General features: G+C 71.1%; 14 protein-coding genes and 1 pseudogene. 3 read left to right on the top strand and 12 right to left on the bottom strand.

The features are described from left to right. Positions 1 to 28: 28 nt before the first annotated feature. From EAH86_RS20990 to EAH86_RS00525, 4 genes and pseudogenes are all read right to left on the bottom strand, one after another. Positions 29 to 382: pseudogene (locus tag EAH86_RS20990) on the bottom strand (VOC family protein); the annotation flags it as partial. Further along, positions 379 to 1,254 (bottom strand): aminoglycoside phosphotransferase, encoded by an 876-nt coding sequence (locus tag EAH86_RS00535; protein WP_194150722.1) that lies wholly within the window; start codon positions 1,252 to 1,254, stop codon positions 379 to 381. The pseudogene EAH86_RS20990 and the gene EAH86_RS00535, both read right to left, overlap by 4 nt. A 6-nt stretch (positions 1,255 to 1,260) precedes the next feature. Further along, on the bottom strand, positions 1,261 to 2,070 hold the full coding sequence (locus EAH86_RS00530; RefSeq protein ID WP_425325208.1) for a type 1 glutamine amidotransferase: 810 nt from the start codon (positions 2,068 to 2,070) through the stop codon (positions 1,261 to 1,263). 5 nt (positions 2,071 to 2,075) lie between these two features. Beyond that, positions 2,076 to 3,416 carry a Mur ligase family protein gene (locus EAH86_RS00525; protein ID WP_140736684.1) on the bottom strand — a complete coding sequence of 447 codons (1,341 nt, stop codon included), beginning with the start codon at positions 3,414 to 3,416 and terminating at the stop codon, positions 2,076 to 2,078. 203 nt (positions 3,417 to 3,619) lie between these two features. Between EAH86_RS00525 and EAH86_RS00520 the strand changes: the two genes are divergently transcribed. Then, a complete protein-coding gene (locus EAH86_RS00520; RefSeq protein WP_140736683.1) occupies positions 3,620 to 4,150 on the top strand; it encodes a pyridoxamine 5'-phosphate oxidase family protein in 531 nt (176 codons plus the stop codon). Positions 4,151 to 4,174: 24 nt separating this feature from the next. Here the strand turns inward: EAH86_RS00520 and EAH86_RS00515 are convergent, their stop codons facing one another. From EAH86_RS00515 to EAH86_RS00495, 5 genes are all read right to left on the bottom strand, one after another. Beyond that, positions 4,175 to 5,110, bottom strand: coding sequence for an acyl-ACP desaturase (locus EAH86_RS00515; protein WP_140736682.1), 936 nt, complete (start codon positions 5,108 to 5,110; stop codon positions 4,175 to 4,177). Between the two features lie 109 nt (positions 5,111 to 5,219). Continuing rightward, entirely contained in the window at positions 5,220 to 5,951 is a 732-nt protein-coding gene (locus EAH86_RS00510) for a lysophospholipid acyltransferase family protein (RefSeq protein WP_241668104.1), read from the bottom strand. Between the two features lie 3 nt (positions 5,952 to 5,954). Further along, positions 5,955 to 7,535, bottom strand: coding sequence for a glutamine-hydrolyzing GMP synthase (gene guaA / locus EAH86_RS00505; protein WP_140737440.1), 1,581 nt, complete (start codon positions 7,533 to 7,535; stop codon positions 5,955 to 5,957). A gap of 93 nt (positions 7,536 to 7,628) precedes the next feature. Further along, positions 7,629 to 7,997, bottom strand: coding sequence for a DUF3817 domain-containing protein (locus tag EAH86_RS00500; RefSeq protein ID WP_241668103.1), 369 nt, complete (start codon positions 7,995 to 7,997; stop codon positions 7,629 to 7,631). Further along, positions 7,960 to 8,733 carry an SURF1 family protein gene (locus tag EAH86_RS00495; RefSeq protein WP_140736680.1) on the bottom strand — a complete coding sequence of 258 codons (774 nt, stop codon included), beginning with the start codon at positions 8,731 to 8,733 and terminating at the stop codon, positions 7,960 to 7,962. The genes EAH86_RS00500 and EAH86_RS00495 overlap by 38 nt, the downstream gene beginning before the upstream one ends. A 124-nt stretch (positions 8,734 to 8,857) precedes the next feature. Between EAH86_RS00495 and EAH86_RS00490 the strand changes: the two genes are divergently transcribed. Together EAH86_RS00490 and EAH86_RS00485 are read left to right on the top strand one after the other, a co-directional pair. After that, positions 8,858 to 10,612 carry an ABC transporter ATP-binding protein gene (locus EAH86_RS00490; protein WP_140736679.1) on the top strand — a complete coding sequence of 585 codons (1,755 nt, stop codon included), beginning with the start codon at positions 8,858 to 8,860 and terminating at the stop codon, positions 10,610 to 10,612. Next, on the top strand, positions 10,609 to 12,450 hold the full coding sequence (locus EAH86_RS00485) for an ABC transporter ATP-binding protein (protein ID WP_140736678.1): 1,842 nt from the start codon (positions 10,609 to 10,611) through the stop codon (positions 12,448 to 12,450). Before EAH86_RS00490 ends, EAH86_RS00485 begins: the two co-directional genes overlap by 4 nt. Before the next feature lie 70 nt (positions 12,451 to 12,520). On the opposite strand, the gene EAH86_RS00480 is transcribed toward EAH86_RS00485, so the two are convergent. From EAH86_RS00480 to EAH86_RS00470, 3 genes are all read right to left on the bottom strand, one after another. Beyond that, entirely contained in the window at positions 12,521 to 13,486 is a 966-nt protein-coding gene (locus EAH86_RS00480) for a hypothetical protein (protein ID WP_140736677.1), read from the bottom strand. A 330-nt stretch (positions 13,487 to 13,816) separates the two neighbouring features. Continuing rightward, entirely contained in the window at positions 13,817 to 15,544 is a 1,728-nt protein-coding gene (locus EAH86_RS00475) for a GMC oxidoreductase (RefSeq protein WP_140736676.1), read from the bottom strand. After that, the gene (locus tag EAH86_RS00470) at positions 15,541 to 17,133 is read right to left on the bottom strand and encodes a succinic semialdehyde dehydrogenase (RefSeq protein ID WP_140736675.1); all 1,593 of its coding nucleotides are present in this window, start codon (positions 17,131 to 17,133) and stop codon (positions 15,541 to 15,543) included. The genes EAH86_RS00475 and EAH86_RS00470 overlap by 4 nt, the downstream gene beginning before the upstream one ends. Positions 17,134 to 17,140: the final 7 nt, after the last annotated feature.

The following is a 17,140-nucleotide window of genomic DNA, read 5'->3' as shown; positions in this document are numbered from 1 at the left end:
GGGGTCGGCCGGTCAGCCGGTGCGGATGTTCCAGCGGTGCCCGAAGGGATCGACGACCAACCCGGCGCCCGCCGGGATCGTCCGCCACCTCACGGTCACCTGTCGCCCCGGCGGCCACGGCCGTCCGGTACGCAGCGTCCGGGTCGTCGACGGTGAGGACGACCGCGCAGGTGGCGTGCCCCACGGTCTCGGGCGCGTAGGCGCCCATCTCGGTGTACTCGTCCGAGACAAACAAGTCGGCACCGTCGACGGCGAGGGTCGCGTGGGCGACTCGGCCACCGTCGTCATACCGCTCACGCACCTGCGCGCCGAAGGCCTGGGCGTAGAACTCCAGCGCGGCCTCGCCGTCGTGCACCGTCAGATATGGGGTGATCTGGGTCATTCCGGAACGCTACCGGGGGACGCGCAGTCCCGCCTGCCGTCAGCCAGCAGCGGCGCGAGGACGCGGGCGTACGCGGCTGCAGACCCCTCCACGCTCGCGGGCCCATCGCTGACTAGCCGGAACAGTGCCGCTCGCAGCATGGCCTGACGACGCGTGCCATCGGTCCACTGAGCCATCACACCTGCGTCCGCTCCGTGCCACAGGACCGCGTCGAGGACGCAGACGGCCTCGGCCCACAGTGCCGGCCGCCAGTACGGCGCCACGTCGATCACCACCGGGGTGCCGCGGGCGTCGAGCAGCACATTGCCGGCCAGGTCGGCGTGCACGAGCTGGTCCGGGCCGAGCTCGGTGTCGTCGAGCCGGCGGACGAGTTCGGCGACCAGCGGGCCCGCATACGTCAGCGGGATGCCACGGCCGCCGGTCGCGGCGAAGGCGGCGCGCTCCGCGCGGGCCCAGCGATCAGTGCGGTCGCGTATGCCGTGGGGCGAAGACGGCTGCGCGGAGGCGAGGCGGGCGTGCAGCAGCCGCCCGGTGGCGACGAGGACACCGAGGTCCAGACAGGGGTGAGTGTCCGGCTCGTAGCGGCTGGCGCCCCACCCGTCGACCACCCAGCGACCGTCCCGTGAGGGGATCGGCATGGCGATGCGCAGGGCGCGGGGTTTCGTCGTGTCGAGCTCGACAGCCAGTCGGGCGAGCACCGGGTTGAGCCAGGCGCCGGTGGCAGCGTCGCGACCGGGTGACAGGACCAGGTCGCCTGCGACGAAGCTGTGCCCCTGGCCTCCCTGGAGCGGCCTGGGGTCCTCGGGCACCGCGAACAGGTCGAGGACGTCGGTCGGCGGCAACGCCTCGGAAGGGACCCGCTCCGTCGTCACGACCGCTCAGCGCTTGACGAGCCGGCGGACCTGGCGGGAGCGCGCCTCGTCGGCGATGGCGTCATCCTGGGCTGCGGGCTCGAACGGCCGACCGGTGGCGAGCTCAGCAGCGAGCCCGATCAGCGCGTCGGCGAAGACGGGGTTCGCGGGCAGGATCGGCCCGTGCAGGTAGGAGCCGAACACGTTGCCGGTGCGCGCGCCCTCTGTGCCGTCCGTGCCGTTGTTGCCCAGCCCGGACCGCACCGTGCCGAACGGAGCCTGCCCAGCACCGAGCGTCGTCGAGCCGGAGTGGTTCTCGTACCCCACCACGTCGCCGAAGTCGGTCGACAGCACGACCGGCCCGATCATCCGCTTGGCATTCCCCTGCGTGGTCACGTCGAGGATGCCGAGCCCGGGCAGTCGCTTGCCGTCCACCGTGATGAACGCGTTCCCGAGCAGCTGGTACATCCCGCAGATCATCAGCATCGGCGTCCCGGCGTCGGCCAGGGCGCGCAGCCGGTCCGCGATCTGCTCGAGGTCGGCCTCGACCCGCACCTGGCCGGAGTCCTGGCCGCCACCGCCGACCACGAGGTGCGCGGTCTCGGGGAACTCCCCACCCGGGTGGTGCTGGTGCACGACCGGGCTGTATCCGTGTCGCCGGATCCGCGCAGCCAGGGTGCGGGTGTTGCCGAGGTCGCCGTAGATGCTCATCTCGCGCGGGTAGAGATGCACCACGTGGATGACGCCCTTGCCCGCATCGGCTGCGGCGGGGACCCGCGCAGAGCCGTCGGGCTCGCCCGGGATGGAGACGTCAGGTATGCCGTGGGGCTGGCTCAGCTGGCTCACGAGGCCTCCTCGCCGATGTCGGGCAGGTCGTAGCGGGCCGCGAGCGTCCGCCGCAGCGCCATCATCGCGGTGTAGGTGCAGAAGATCCGCTTGGGCTCGTCCGGGTGCTGGGCGAGGAAGGCGTCGAGGGCCGGGTCGAGCTCGGTCTGCACCTCGGCAACGGGGACGTCGTCGTACTGGAGCCGCAGCGCCATGTCGTAGCCGCGGACCCCGCTGGTGATCGTCACGCCGCGGGTCCGCAGGCTCTCGAAGCTCACGTCGTAGAGCCACGACACGTCGCGTCCGTCTGCGTAGTTGTCGTTGATCGCGATCATCGTCGCGACGGGCGTCGAGCCGTAGGTACCGAGCGCCACGGTGAAGCCGGCCGGGTTCTTCACCAGGACCAGCTCGAGCGGCTGGCCATCGACCACCACTACCTCGCCACGACCGAACGGCGGAGTCACGGCGCGCAGCGCCTCAGCGGCGGCCTCGGGGTCGAACGCGTCGCCCAACAGCATCCGGGCCGTTGCCGCGGCCGCAGTGGCGTTGATCATGGCGGCGAGTCCGCGCTGCTGCAGCTCCAGCGGCCCGACGTTCCGGCGATCGGGAGCGCTCTCCGAGACGCCGTCAGCGGCACCAAGACCGAAGACGACCTCGAAGGTGCGTTCGTCCACGGGCCTGAGGAGCCCGTCGTCCGGCCCCGCCACCGGCGCCACGAAGTCGTCGTCGAACCGGACGTCCTGCTCCTGGAGCTCGGGCAGCCGGTCCGCGATCGACGCGTCCACCCCGAAGTAGTGCACCGCCACACCGTCAGCGACCCGGTCGCGGATCCGTGAGACGAACGAGTCGTCCAGGTTGAGCACCACCCCCACCGTGGTCTGCTCGGCGAGCGAGGCCAGCAGCTTGGCCGTGTGGTCGATCTCGGCGAACCGGTCGAGCTGGTCACGGGCGACGTTGAGCAGCAACGCATGCGTGGGCTGGACCGCTGCGGCGAACTTCAGGGCGTGGGCCTCGTCGAGCTCGAGCACCGCCATGTCGGCCCGGAGCCGCCCGCGCACCGGCAGCTCGCCCAGCATCGACGAGATCACCCCACGGGTGAAGTTCGAGCCCGTCGGGTTGCTGAACACACGGCGTCCGTGGGCGCGCAGCACGGCGACCAGCATCTTGGTGGTCGTGGTCTTGCCGTTGGTGCCGGTGACCACCACGATCCCGCCGGGCACGTCGGCCAGCGCGTGCGCCAAGAACCCGGGGTCGATCCGTTCGGCCACCAGTCCGGGCAGCGCGGAGCCACCACCACGCAGGCGCGAAGCCGCCCGCGCCGCCTTGCCGGCGACGACTGCCGCTGTTGTCCTGAGCACGCTCCAAACCCTAACCGTCCGCGGGCGGGCCGCGAGCACGCGGCATACGCGAGGCAGGCGGGTATGCCGCGGAACTGGCTCCGCCGGCCAGCGCCGCCTTCACGTTGGGAGGCATCGACCCCGGAACACCGTGCCGTGGGAGCGCCGGCGTCGACCCGCCAAAGGACCGATGAGTTCAACGGCCGGTGGCGGTCAGTAGCCGTATGGATGCCACGAACCTCGCGGAGCTGTACGACCTGCCACAACTGGACTGGGCGCCCATCGAGGCCCAGCTCGGTCCGGCCTTGACGCAGAAGCCCGGGACCGGCGGTCCCAACCGGCACACCTGCTGGCTCAGCACCGTGAACGCCGACGGGAGCCCGCACGTCACGGGTGTCGGCGCCTTCTGGGACGACGGGGCGTTCTGGGTGGTCACGGGCACGCGCACCCGCAAGGGCCGGAACCTGACCCGCGAACGGCGCTGCGCCGTGAGCGTCGCCACCAGCGACTACGACCTGGTGGTGGACGGGAACGCGTCACTGGTCACCGACCCTGACCGCGTCGCACGCATCGCGGTCGTCGCGGTGGACGGGGGCTGGCCGGCTCGGGTGGACGACAGCGGCACCGCGCTCACGGCGCCCTACAGCGCCCCCTCAGCCGGGCCACCACCGTGGTCGGTGTTCCGCATCGTCCCCACCTCCGCCACGGCGCTGGCGACGTCCGAGCCAGGTGGCGCGACCCGCTGGACCTTCTGAGGTCCGTGAGGTCCGGGCGTGACGCTAGCCCTCCTGGCGGGCCGCCCGCTTTGCCGTGCGCTCCTCGCGGCGGGCCACGAACCGAGCGGCCTCCTCGTCGAGGGCCGTGAGAGCAGCGGCAAGCTCCTCCCGAGCCTGCTCGCCATCGGCGTCGAGGCCCTCGAGGTCCCAGACGCCCCACTGGCGCAGCATCGGCGCCACGATGTCGTCGTGGTGGATGCGCAGGTCGTAGATACCAGCCATGGCCATCTGCACGGCCTTGCGGCCGAACCCGGGGATGATCGCGCCGGGCATCTGGAAGGTGACCACCTCGTCGGTGATCGCCCGCATCGTCTGGCTCGGCGTCAGCTCGAGCGCAGCCTGGACGAGGTTCCGGTAGAAGATCATGTGGAGGTTCTCGTCCTTGGCGACCCGGGTGAGCAGCTTCTCGGCGATCGGCTCCTCGGTGTAGCGGCCCGTGTTCCGGTGCGACACGCGGGTGGCCAGCTCTTGGAACGAGACGTAGGCACAGACATTGAGCAGTGACTTCTCACCCGCGTCGTAACCCGTCTCCATCGTGTCCATGCGCGCCCGTTCGAGCTCGATGGGGTCGACGCCGCGCGTGACGAGCAGGTAGTCGCGGATGCAGAACGCGTGCCGCCCCTCTTCGGCGGTCCAGCGGTTGACCCAGGTCCCCCAGGCGCTGTCCCGTCCGAAGACCTGGTCAATCACCCGGTGGTAGCTCGGCAGGTTGTCCTCGGTGAGGAGGTTGACCTCCAGCGCCGTGCGAGCGATCGGCGAGAGCTGCGACTGGTCTGGCGACCACGCCTCGCCCCCCATCTCGGCGAAGTCGCGGCCCAGCGACCACGGGACGTACTCGTGCGGCATCCACTCCTGCGCGACCGCCAGGTGACGGTTGAGGTTCTCCTCGACCGCCGGCTCGAGGGCGGCGAGCAGCTGCGCGCTGTCGAGTCCGGCCATGGGGTCCTCCTCGCTGAGGAACGCGCAGGTCGCGCCCACGCCATGCCTACACCCTCAGGGGCCGTCGATCCACCATCTACCGGGGAGATTTTCGACTGAGGAGGTGTCCTCAGCGGCCCAGCGCGGCCTTCACGTCGGAGGCGTACTGGCCGGAGTACTCCTGACCGGACAGCTCACCGATGGCCGCCATCGTGGCGTCGGTGATGGCGCGCAGCAGGGCGGCCTTCTGGAACTGGGCGGACAGGCCCGCCACATCGATGGGCGGGCCGAACTTCACGGTGACCTTCGCTGGACGGAAGCCGTTGGACCCGGAGGGCTGGACGTGGTCGGTGCCGATGACGCCACACGGCAGCACGGTCGCGCCGGTCGAGAGGGCCATCCGCGCGACACCGGTGCGTCCGCGGTGCAGCCGACCATCGGGCGAGCGGGTGCCTTCCGGGTAGACACCGAACGCCTCTCCCTGGCGCAGGACGTCCTCGGACATCTCGAGCGAGGCTGCCGCGGCGCGAGGGTCGGTGCGGTCGACGGGGATGGTGCCGCCTGTCGAGTGGAACCACCGGACGGCTGCGCCCCGCAGGCCCTTGCCCTCGAAGTACTCGGACTTGCCCAAGAAGTGCACCTGCCGGCCCGACGCCAGCGGGATGACGATCGAGTCCACGAACGACAGGTGGTTGGACGCGACGATGAGCCCGCCCTCGCGGGGCACGTTCTCGCGTCCCTCGACGCGCAGCCCGGTCAGCAGCCGCATCGGCGGCCCGATGAGGACGTGGCGCATCACCGCGCGGCTCACGGCGTCATTGACGCTGGCCGTGCTCAGGCCGGATGCCTTACCGGGACGCAAGCGTCACTCCCACTCGATGGTGCCCGGCGGCTTGCTCGTGATGTCGAGCACGACCCGGTTCACCTCGCGGACCTCGTTGGTGATCCGCGTCGAGATCTTGGCCAGCACGTCGTAGGGGACGCGGGTCCAGTCGGCCGTCATGGCGTCCTCGGAGGACACCGGGCGCAGCACGATGGGGTGGCCATAGGTCCGGCCATCTCCTTGCACACCAACGGATCTCACGTCGCCGAGCAGGACGACGGGGCACTGCCAGATGTCGCGGTCCAGGCCTGCAGCGGTGAGCTCCTCGCGTGCGATCTGGTCGGCCGCGCGCAGGATCTCGAGCCGCTCACCGGTGACCTCGCCGACGATCCGGATGCCCAGCCCGGGACCCGGGAACGGCTGGCGCCAGACGATCGCCTCGGGGACACCGAGCTCGAGCCCGACCTGGCGGACCTCGTCCTTGAACAGCGAGCGCAGCGGCTCGACGAGCTTGAACTGCAGGTCCTCAGGAAGTCCGCCGACGTTGTGGTGCGACTTGATGTTCGCCGCGCCGGTGCCACCGCCGGACTCGACCACGTCGGGGTAGAGCGTGCCCTGCACGAGGAACTCGACGGGGTGCTCGTCGTCGCCGCGGGTGCCGACGACGTCACGAGCCGCCTGCTCGAACACCCGGATGAACTCGCGCCCGATGATCTTGCGCTTCTCCTCGGGGTCGGAGACCCCGGCGAGCGCGGACAGGAAGCGCTCCTTGGCGTCGACGACCACGAGGTCGACCCCGGTCGCCGCGACGAACTCCTTCTCGACCTGCTCGGCCTCACCGGAGCGCAGCAGCCCGTGGTCGACGAAGACGCAGGTGAGCTGGTCGCCCACGGCCTTCTGCACGAGGGCCGCAGCGACCGAGGAGTCGACGCCACCGGACAGGGCGCAGAGCACGCGCGAGTCGCCGACCTTCTCGCGGATGGAGTCGACGAGCTCCTCGACGACGTTGGCCGCGGTCCAGTCCCCCTCAAGACCGGCGCCGCGGTAGAGGAAGTTCTCGAGCACCCGCTGACCGAAGGTCGAGTGCATCACCTCGGGGTGCCACTGCACGCCATAGAGCTTGCGCTCGTCGTCCTCGATGGCAGCAACGGGAGCGCCCGCGGACGAGGCGGTGACCCGCATCCCCGCCGGGGCCTCGATGACCGAGTCGCCGTGGCTCATCCAGACCGACTGGTCGAGCGGCTGCCCGTTGAAGAGAGTGGACTCGGTGTCGGAGATTGCTGCTGGGGTGGCGCCGTACTCCCCCAGCCCCGTGTGGGCCACGGTGCCGCCGAGCGCCTGGGACATCGCCTGGAAGCCGTAACACATGCCGAACACCGGGACGCCGGCCTCGAGAACGGCCTTGTCGAGCTCGGGCGCACCCTCGGCGTAGACCGACGACGGGCCACCCGACAGCACGATCGCCGCGGGGTCCTTGGCCAGCATCTCGGCCGTGCTCATCGTGTGCGGGACGACCTCGCTGTAGATCTTCGCCTCCCGCACCCGGCGCGCGATCAGCTGCGCGTACTGCGCGCCGAAGTCGACGACGAGCACGGGGCGGGCCTGCAGGGGTGTCGCCGGCACCTCCGAGCGCTCAGCATCGGGGGCCTCGACCCGATCGTCGTCCTGGGCCTGGGTCACCACGTCGGCGGCTGCGGGGTCGCTCACGCGCACAGGTTACCGGCGGGCCTCCGCCAGTCGCGCCTCGGTCTCACGCGCGAACCGTCGCTCCGCCCAGAACGGCAGGAGCGGGACGAACCCGGTCAGCATGATGAGCACCATCTTGGGCAGGCTCCAGCCCACCTTGAACCCCAGGTTGGCGATGGACACGACGTACACGAAGTAGATCAGCCCGTGAATCGGGCTCCACACCTCCGATGCCCCGCCCTTCCCGAAGCCACCGTTGACCACGATGATCCCGATCAGCACGAACAGCGCCAGTCCGGACAGGATGGCCATCACCTTGAAGAAGCGCAGGGCCTTGGTCGTGGCCTCCACGTCCTTGATGTCACTCACGTTCTGGGTCTCCTTCAGTGGCTGGGTCACGCTGGGCATCCTCTCGCACCATCCTGAACCACATGAACGCGGCAAAGCCGCCGAAGACCCACCACTGCAGCGCGTATGCCGCGTTGCGCCACTTCAGCCCGCCCGTCACCTCGGGCGGCGGCACCCGGTCCAGCCCGGCGGGGGCCGGGATCCCCGCACCGGCAGCGGTCTTCTCGCCCTGGGCGAACACGAAGGCGTTGTAGAGCTCCCCCGGCCAGTCGTTGACGAGGAGGGAGAAGTCGATCGAGCCGCGCGCGGGCTTCGGCCAGGGGAGCACGCCGGCCGGCGCCGTGCCCGGGGCCTCTCCCGGAGCAAGCGAACCGTCGACCGATACCGCGCCCGCCGGGGGCTCGATGGGGGTGGTCGTGTCGGTGACGAAGCCGCGGACCACGGCCAGGCGCGCACCGGTCTCGGTGACGTCGAGCGGGGTCACGACCCAGTAGCCGGTCCGGCCCCCGAGCCGACGGGGGCCGACGAGGAACTGGTCGGACGCGGCATACCTGCCGATGGCGGTGACCGCACGGTTGGACTGGGGGTTCGGGAAGGCCTGGTGCGGTCGGACCACGGTGTCGATCAACGCCGGACGGGCCTCGTGGGCCTTCTGCAGGGCGTCACGGAGTCCCTTGTCCTGGGCGACGTGCAGCTGCCAGAGGCCGAGCTGGGTGCAGGCGGCGATGATGACGAGCAGGAGGGCGAACAGCCCCAGCCACCGGGGCTTGAGGGCGGTTCGCAGCACCGGGTCAGGCTACGGGACGCCCGGAGCCATCGAGGACGAGGATGCTCCACTGGTGACAGAGCCACTGTGCCGCCGGATATTCGGTGTCGGAGGGTCGGTCCCGCGGCCTACGGTGGTGACCCTGATGCGCGAGATCCCGTTCCCGGATCCCGGCCGTCCCGACACCCGCAGCACGCTGCGATTCATGGTGTGGGTCGCCCGGGAGCAGTGGCGAACCCAGGTGCTGGGGATGCTCTCCGGCATGGTGTGGATGGTCTCCATCGCCCTGATCCCGGCCGCCGTCGGCCGTGGCGTCGACGAGGGCATCGTGCCCGGCGACCGCGCGGGCCTGTTCCGGTGGGCGCTGGCCCTGCTCGGGCTCGGCGCAATCGCTGCGTCGACGGCAGCCGCGCGACACTTCTTCGCCGTGCACAACTGGCTCTACGCGTCCTACCGGGGCGCCCAGCTGGCCGCCGAGGGTGCCGAGCGCGCCGGGCCAGCGCTGACCCGGTCGATCCCCGCAGGCGAGGTCGTCACGGTGTTCGCCAACGACGTCATGCGTCTGGGTGGGCTCTACGACGCGATGGGCCGGTTCGCCGGTGCTGTCGTCAGCTACATCGTCGTTGGCGCTATCTTGCTCGCCGCGTCGCCGCCGCTCGGGTGGCTGGTGCTGCTCGGCGGCCCCGTCATGCTGGCCAGCCTGGCCCTGATCGTCCGCCCGCTGCAGCGTCGGCAGGCGCTCCAGCGCGAGGAGGCCGGGCGGCTGACCACGCTCGGCGCCGACACGGTCGCCGGGCTGCGCGTGCTGCGCGGTATCGGCGGCGAACAGACCTTCCTGCGCCGCTATGAGGAGCAGTCCCAGCGGGTGCGGGTGCGTGGTGTCCGGGTCGCGGGCATCCAGGCGGCGCTCGACTCGGCCCAGGTGCTGCTCCCCGGCGTCTTCGTCGTGCTGGTGACCTGGCTCGGTGCCCGACAGGCGATCGAGGGCGAGATCAGCGCGGGACAGCTCGTGGCGTTCTACGGCTACACCGCGTTCCTCACCATGCCGTTGCAGACCGCGATCGAGATCGTGGACCGCGGCATCCGGGCCCAGATCGCGGCCGGCAAGATGCTCCGGGTCATGGCGGTCCGGCCCGACCACGACGCCACCAAGCCCAGCACCGCCGCCGTCCCCGACGACGACGCTGACCTCGTGGACCCGTTGTCCGGCACCGTGATCCGTGGCGGGCGCCTCACCGCCATCGTCTCGGCGAGGCCCGAGGAGTCCTCGGCCGTGGCCGACCGGCTCGGTCGACACGGTCCCGGTCCGCACCAGACCACCTGGGGCGGCACGCGGCTCGACGACCTCTCGATCGCCGAGGTCCGTCGACACATCGTCGTCAGCGAGCCGGACCCCCGGCTGTTCACGGGCGTGCTCCGCGACCAGCTGCTCGGGTCTGGCGCGACCGGGACCGCGAGCGCCTCGGGCCAGCCAGAGCCGGCCGGGGACCGCCGGGTCAACCGCGCCCTCGACACCGCGAGCGCTCTCGACGTCCTCGACGCCCTGCCCGACGGGCTGGACGGCACCGTGGAGGAACGCGGACGGTCCTACTCCGGCGGCCAGCGCCAGCGGATGGCGCTGGCGCGTGCCCTCCTCACCGAGGCGCCGGTCCTCGTGCTGGTCGAGCCGACCAGCGCCGTCGACGCCCACACCGAGGCACGCATCGCCCAGCGCCTGGCCCAGCACCGCCGCGACCGCACCACCGTCGTGACCACGGTCAGTCCGCTGCTGCTCGGCCAGGCCGACGAGGTCGTGCTGCTCGAGGACGGGCTCGCCACCGCGCGCGGCACGCACCGCGAGCTCCTGGACCACCCGGCATACCGCCACATCGTCTTGCGCGGAGAGGAGGACGACCGATGAACACCGACCCCACCCGGCGGACGCTGCCGATCGCGGACTCCCGTGCCGTGTGGCGGGAGACGCGCGCCCTGGCCGCCACCCACCGTGGGCTGGTGGCCCGGGTGCTGGGGTTGCACGCCCTCGCGGCCCTCGCCGCGCTGGCGGGGCCGTGGCTCGTCGGCCGGCTCGTCGACGAGGTCAGCAGCCAGGGCAGCCGTGGCACCGTCGACAGGATCGCGGTCGGCCTCGCCGTCGCCGTCGTCGCCCAGACGGGGCTGACCTGGGCTGCCCGACGGCTGTCCTTCATCCTCGGCGAGACGGTGTTCGCCCAGCTGCGTGAGCAGTTCGTCGGCCGCGCGGTCAACCTGCCGCTGTCCACCGTCGAGCGGGCCGGCACGGGCGACCTCGTGGCGCGGACCACCAACGACGTGGAGGCGCTGTCGCACGTGGTGCGGTTCGGCATCCCCTCGCTGTTCGTGGCGGTCATGACGGTGCTGATGACCGTGGTTGCGGCGCTGTTCACCTCACCCTTGGCGACCGTCCCGATCCTGTTCGGGCTGCCGTTCTACTGGTTCTCGACCCGTCGCTACCTCAAGCACGCGTCCGACGGCTACCTCTGGGAACGGGCGACCTACGCCCAGCTCAACGGGGTCGTGGCCGAGACGGTCGACGGCGCCCGCACCATCGACGCGCTGTCGCTAGTCGGCGTGCGCCGCAGCCGGTTCCACGAGGCCCTGCGTGAGTGCTACCGGGCCGAGCGCTACACCCTGGGCCTGCGGCTGCACTGGTTCCCCTCCGTCGTGTTCGGCTACTACGTGCCGACTGCCGGGGCCATCGTCTGGGGTGGCTGGCTGGTCATCAACGGCCACATCACGGCGGGCGCGGCGACCGCGGTCACGCTGTACATCCAGCAGATGGTCAACCCGCTCGACGAGGTGCTCAGCTGGCTCGACGAGATCCAGGTCGGTGCCACGTCGCTGGCGCGGGTCATCGGCGTGGGCGCGGTGCCGCCCGACCGGACGGCGACGGGCGAGCAGCCTGACGGGGCCGACATCACGGTCGACGACATCCGCTACTCCTACCGTCCCGGCCATGACGTCCTGCGTGGCGTGTCGCTGGACCTGCGACCGGGCGAGCGGCTGGCCATCGTGGGTCCGTCCGGTGCCGGCAAGTCGACCCTCGGACGGCTGATGGCGGGCATCGACGGGCCGCGCGAGGGACGCGTGGACGTCGGTGGCGTGCCGCTGGTCGACCTCACCCTCGGTCAGCTAAGAGGCGAGGTCGCGCTCGTCACCCAGGAGCACCACGTCTTCGTGGGTACCCTCGCCGACAACCTCCTGCTGGCCCGGCCGCACGCGAGCCGTGAGGAGCTGGAGTCCGCACTGCGGGCCGTCGACGCCCATGAGTGGGCCACCGGCCTGCCCGAAGGCCTCGACACGGTCGTGGGCAGCGGTGGGCACACGCTCGGCGAGGCCCAGTCGCAGCAGGTCGCGCTCGCCCGCCTGGTGCTCGCCGACCCGCACACCCTCGTCCTGGACGAGGCCACGTCGCTGCTCGACCCGCGCGCCGCCCGCCACCTCGAGCGCTCGCTGGCTGCCGTGGTCGAGGGCCGCACGGTGGTGGCGATCGCGCACCGGCTGCACACCGCGCACGACGCGGACCGGGTGGCGGTGGTGGAGGACGGGCTCGTCACCGAGATCGGAACGCACGACGAGCTGGTCGCCGCCGATGGCCCGTATGCCGCCCTCTGGGCCTCCTGGCGCGACCAGCCGAGCGCGACCTCCGCGGCTGCCGGCTCACCCGCGCCGGGTGTCGGGCAAGGTCGTGGTGGCGGAGAGCCGGGCCCCGGGACCATTTAGCAGTCGAAAGTGCACGACACGCTGGAGGCACGTGTCGACCCTCAGCGTGTCGTGCACACTCGATCGCGCCTCACCGAATCACGAGGCGTGCTGGGTCGAGGTGGAGCGCCCTGGCGAAGCGAGTCAGGCAGTCGACCCGTCGCGCCGGGCGGTAGACGTCTTCCGCGTAGATCTCGAGAACTCGCCAGGCCTCGTCGGCAGCGAGCGCGTTGCGACTCGCGTCGTAGCTCCTGCGGCGGATCGACGCGTGATCGCGTCCCTGGTACTCGCCCACAACCCGCTCCGACTCCCAGACGAGGTCGCCCTCGAGCAGCCAGCTGCCGTCGCGATGGAACACAGGTCGGTTGACCTGGGGTTCCGGGAAACCAGCTCGGTGGAACATCAGGCGTGCCCGCGTCTCCATCGGCGACCGCACCGGGGCACGCACGAGGCCAAGTGCTTCCACGAGGATGGATTTGCCACGTGGCCGCACGCGACGAGCGAGGGTCGCACGCAGCTGTTCCCGTCCGAGGTCGGACAGCCCCTGGTGGGCGTTGCCCGGCTCCGGCCGCCCGCACAGCCGGGTGGCCACCTCGTCACCCATCACGACCAAGTCGTCCAGCGTGATGCCGCGATCCAAGACTTCACCCAGGTCCACCCAGGTGTCCGCCAGCCCGGTCACTCTCAAGCCGGCGGCTGTCGTCGTCGCACGGAGCTCCAGCCCTCGGTGGCCGATGCATTCAGAGCGGCGGACATGGGCTCGGCTGGTCGCCCTCATGACGTCGAGGTCTCGCTGTCCTTCGAGGTCGTTGGGCAACGACAGCTTCCACAGCTGGCCCGCCGTGACGTGGCTGAAAACCGCGTCATCCGGGAGGGCCACCCAGAAGGCCGCGGCGCGCTGGACCGGCGTGCGTGGGGCGTCGACCGATCGAACCGACCGCGTCGGGGAGTGGAGGACGCCGTTGCGTAGCCGCCAGAGCGGCATACCTGACGCACGAGCGTCGGCCACACCGAACGGTGCCGCCGCGAACTCGGGAGGCAGCCAGTGCGTCTGCATCCCTGACACTGTGCTGCACGCGACCACCAATCCCGACCGCCATCCACAGGCGACGGAGGGTGCCCAGCGCGGCCACGGTCGAGAGTGCACGACCCGCTCATGTCGCTTGTCCGCGGTCAGCGTGTCGTGCACTCTCGACTCGGACCAGCCCGGCGCAGAGAAATCCCCGGGACCCGCGTAACCCCTCGTCACGCGGGTCGTTGTCTGGGTGGTGTGGCTGGAGACCCACCCCCCGGCTCGTCTCCAGCCACACCACCTGAGGCGGTGGTCGGCGTGGCGCAGGGGCCTGCGTCGCCCACCGTCTTTGCTGTGCCCTGACGGGGGTCGCCGCTAGACCTTGGCGCTCTCGTGGGTGTAGCTGGTGACGGCGGGGTTCGCGGCCTTCACGGCCTCAAGGCTGCGGTAGCCCTCGTCCTGGGCAGGACGCTGGTCCGCGTCGCCCTTGTTGGGCCACAGCGACATCGCCCGCTCGGCCTGCGCGGTGATGGTGAGCGACGGGTTCACGCCGAGGTTGGCCGAGACGGCCGAGCCGTCGACCACGTGCAGGTCGGGGTAGCCCCAGACCCGCTGGTAGCCGTCGAGAACACCCCGCTCGGGGCTGGAGCCGATCGTCACGCCGCCGAGGAAGTGCGCGGTCAGCGGGATGTTGACGATCTCGCCGAGGCTGCTGCCGGCAAAGGCGCGCAGCCCGGTGGCCTCGCTGAGTCGGGTGGCCACGGCCTTCATGGCTTCCTGCCCCGCCGGGATGTAGGTCGGGTTGGGCTCACCGTGACCCTGGCGGGACGTCAGCCCACGTCCGCCGAACAGCCCCGAAGTGCCGCGGACGTGCAGCGAGTTGTCGCGGGTCTGCATGATCAGGCCGATCACGGTCCGCTCGCTCCACCGGTACTGCGACAACGACCTCACGAAGATCGACGGGTGCCGGACCGCCTCGACGACGAACTGGACGGGCCGCGGGAGCTGGCCTCCCGGGACGAGGATGGTCGCCATCACCCCCATCGCGTTGGAGCCCTTGCCGTAGCGCACGTTCTCCACGTGGGTGTCGGCGTCCGGGTGGAACGACGACGTGATGGCCACCCCCTTGGACAGGTCCATCCCGGCCTTGACCTTCTCCATCATCACACCGTTGACGGCCTCGGAGTTGGTGCGCGTCAAGTGACCCAGACGGGCGGACAGCCGCGGCAGCACACCCGTCTGGCGCATGGCGTGCAGCAGCTTCTGGGTGCCCCACGTGCCGCCGGCGAAGACCACCTGGTCGGCAGTGACGGTATGCCGCGCCCGCCGGAACCACGCGCCGCTCGCCTCGTGCGTCACGGCATACCCGCCCTGACGGCGAGGTGCCACGCGGACGACGGTGCGCATCGGCTCGATCGTGACGCCGAGCTTCTCTGCGAGGGCGAGGTAGTTCTTGACCAAGGTGTTCTTGGCCCCGACGCGGCAGCCGACCATGCAGTTGCCGCACTCGGTGCAGCCGGTGCGGTCGGGTCCGGCGCCGCCGAAGTAGGGGTCGGGGACACGCTTGCCGGGCATGCCGTAGAAGACACCCGTCGGCGTCTTGCGGAAGGTGTCCTCGACGCCCATGTCGCGCGCGGCCAGGCGCATGACGTCGTCGACGACGCCGTCGCACGGGTTGGTCACCACGCCGAGCATCGTCGAAGCCAGGTCGTAGTGCGGCGCGAGCTCGGACTGCCAGTCGGTGATGTCGCCCCACTGCGGGTCCTGGAAGAACGCAGCCGGCGGGACGTACAAGGTGTTGGCGTAGTTGAGCGACCCACCGCCGACCCCGGCACCGGCGAGGACCATGACATCGGGGAGGCGGTGGATCCGTTGCACCCCAAAGCACTTGAGCTTGGGCGCCCACAGGTAGCGGCGCACGTCCCACGACGTCTTGGCGAAGTCCTCGTCTCGGAACCGCCGGCCGGACTCGACCACGTGGACGCGGTAGCCCTTCTCGGCCAGGCGCAGCGCGGTGACCGAACCCCCGAAGCCAGACCCGACCACCAGGACGTCGTAGTGGCTGTCCGACGCGGCCGAACCGGTCGCCGCACCAGCGGTCATCGGCGCCCCACGACCTTGAGCAGCCTCAGCGCGCCAGTCATCAGCCGGGTGTAGGTCTCCTCGCTCATCCCGGCGACGGGCGCGATGGGCAGGACGTACTGCGCGGTGACGTTCTGCGACTCGGTGTACTTGAGGATGCCCTCGCTGCCGTGCCGACGACCGACGCCGGACTGCTTCATCCCACCCATGGGCGAGGCGACGCTGCCCCAGGCGGCGGCATACCCCTCGTTGATGTTGACGGTGCCCGCCTGGATCGCGGTCGCGATGCGACGTCCGCGCGCCACGTCGCGGGTGAAGACGGCGGCGTTGAGGCCGTAGTCGGTGTCGTTGGCCAGCCGGATCGCCTCGTCGTCGCTGTGCACCCGGTAGATCGACACGACCGGGCCGAACGTCTCGCCGTCGCGCAGCTCCATCGCGGCGGTGACACCCTCGATGACGGTCGGTTCGTAGAAGTACGGGCCGACGTCGGGGCGGGCGCGGCCACCGGTCAAGACCCGGGCACCCTTGGCGCGGGCGTCGTCGACGTGGGCGGTGACCCGCTCGAGCTGCTGCGCCGAGACGAGCGAGCCCAAGTCGATGCCGTAGGCGAGGTCCGCCCCCAGCCGCATCGCCTTGACCGCCGTCACGAACCGGCTGGTGAACTCGTCGGCCACCGAGCCGTGGACGAGCAACCGCTCGATCGAGATGCACAGCTGGCCGGCCGAGGAGAAGCAGGCCCGGACCGCACCCTCCACCGCTTTGTCGAGGTTCGCGTCGTCCGCGACGTACATCGAGTTCTTGCCGCCGAGCTCGAGCGAGTAGCCCACGAGGCGCCCGGCCACCGACTCGGCGACCCGCCGGCCGGTGTCCGTCGAGCCGGTGTAGCAGACGTAGTCGGTGAGGTCGACAACCGCCTGCCCGACCGTCGGTCCGTCGCCGAGGACGACCTGCAGGACCGACTCGGGCAGCCCCGCCTCGGTCAGCAGCTGCACGGCCTGGAGCGCGGTGAGCGACGCCTGCAGGTCGGGGCGAAGGACGACGGCGTTGCCGGCCAGCAGCGCGGGGATCGCGTCGGTGATCGCCAACGACAGGGGGTAGTTCCACGGGCTGACGATGCCGACCACACCACGGGCGTGGTGGTGGACGGTGCTTTGCGTGAGCACCGGGAAGAGCCCGGCCCGGCGCCGTGGCCGCAGGTATGCCGCGGCGGAGCGGGCGTAGTGCCGCGACACCAGGGCGACGTCGGCGACCTCCTCGAAGGCCTGGCGGCGGGTCTTGCCGGACTCCAGCTGGACGATGTCGAGCAGCTCGACCTGCCGTTCGAGGACGAGGTCGTGGTAGCGCAGGAAGATGCGTTCGCGCAGCTCCATCGGGGTCCGCGACCACGCGCGTTGGGCGGAGCGGGCCGCATCCACCGCGACGGCGACGTCCTCGCGCGTCGACAGCGGCAGCGACGCAAGCGGCGCCCCGGTCAGCGGGGTGTGGCTCACGAAGTGCTCGGCTCGTGGTGCTGACACCACCCGCCGGGCCAGCCGTCGAGCGAGCGCCGGGTCCACGGCATACGTCGCGGTGGGGTCGGTCTCGGGGTCGGCGATCAGGTCCGGAGCCATGCAGGCA

Source organism: Pedococcus bigeumensis (genome assembly GCF_006438965.1).
Classification (GTDB): Bacteria; Actinomycetota; Actinomycetes; order Actinomycetales; family Dermatophilaceae; genus Pedococcus; species Pedococcus bigeumensis_A.
The sequence above is the reverse complement of the archived record's forward strand: the minus strand, read 5'-3'. Positions and strand labels throughout refer to the sequence as shown.

Bases quoted from the DNA above. Each gene is read 5' to 3' on its own strand.
- EAH86_RS00485 (WP_140736678.1), top strand. From the start codon at position 10,609: ATGAACACCGACCCCACCCGGCGGACGCTGCCGATCGCGGACTCCCGT.
- EAH86_RS00475 (WP_140736676.1), bottom strand. From the start codon at position 15,544: ATGACCGCTGGTGCGGCGACCGGTTCGGCCGCGTCGGACAGCCACTAC.
- EAH86_RS00480 (WP_140736677.1), bottom strand. From the start codon at position 13,486: ATGCAGACGCACTGGCTGCCTCCCGAGTTCGCGGCGGCACCGTTCGGT.
- EAH86_RS00470 (WP_140736675.1), bottom strand. From the start codon at position 17,133: ATGGCTCCGGACCTGATCGCCGACCCCGAGACCGACCCCACCGCGACG.
- EAH86_RS00515 (WP_140736682.1), bottom strand. From the start codon at position 5,110: ATGGCCGGACTCGACAGCGCGCAGCTGCTCGCCGCCCTCGAGCCGGCG.
- EAH86_RS00520 (WP_140736683.1), top strand. From the start codon at position 3,620: ATGGATGCCACGAACCTCGCGGAGCTGTACGACCTGCCACAACTGGAC.
- EAH86_RS00490 (WP_140736679.1), top strand. From the start codon at position 8,858: ATGCGCGAGATCCCGTTCCCGGATCCCGGCCGTCCCGACACCCGCAGC.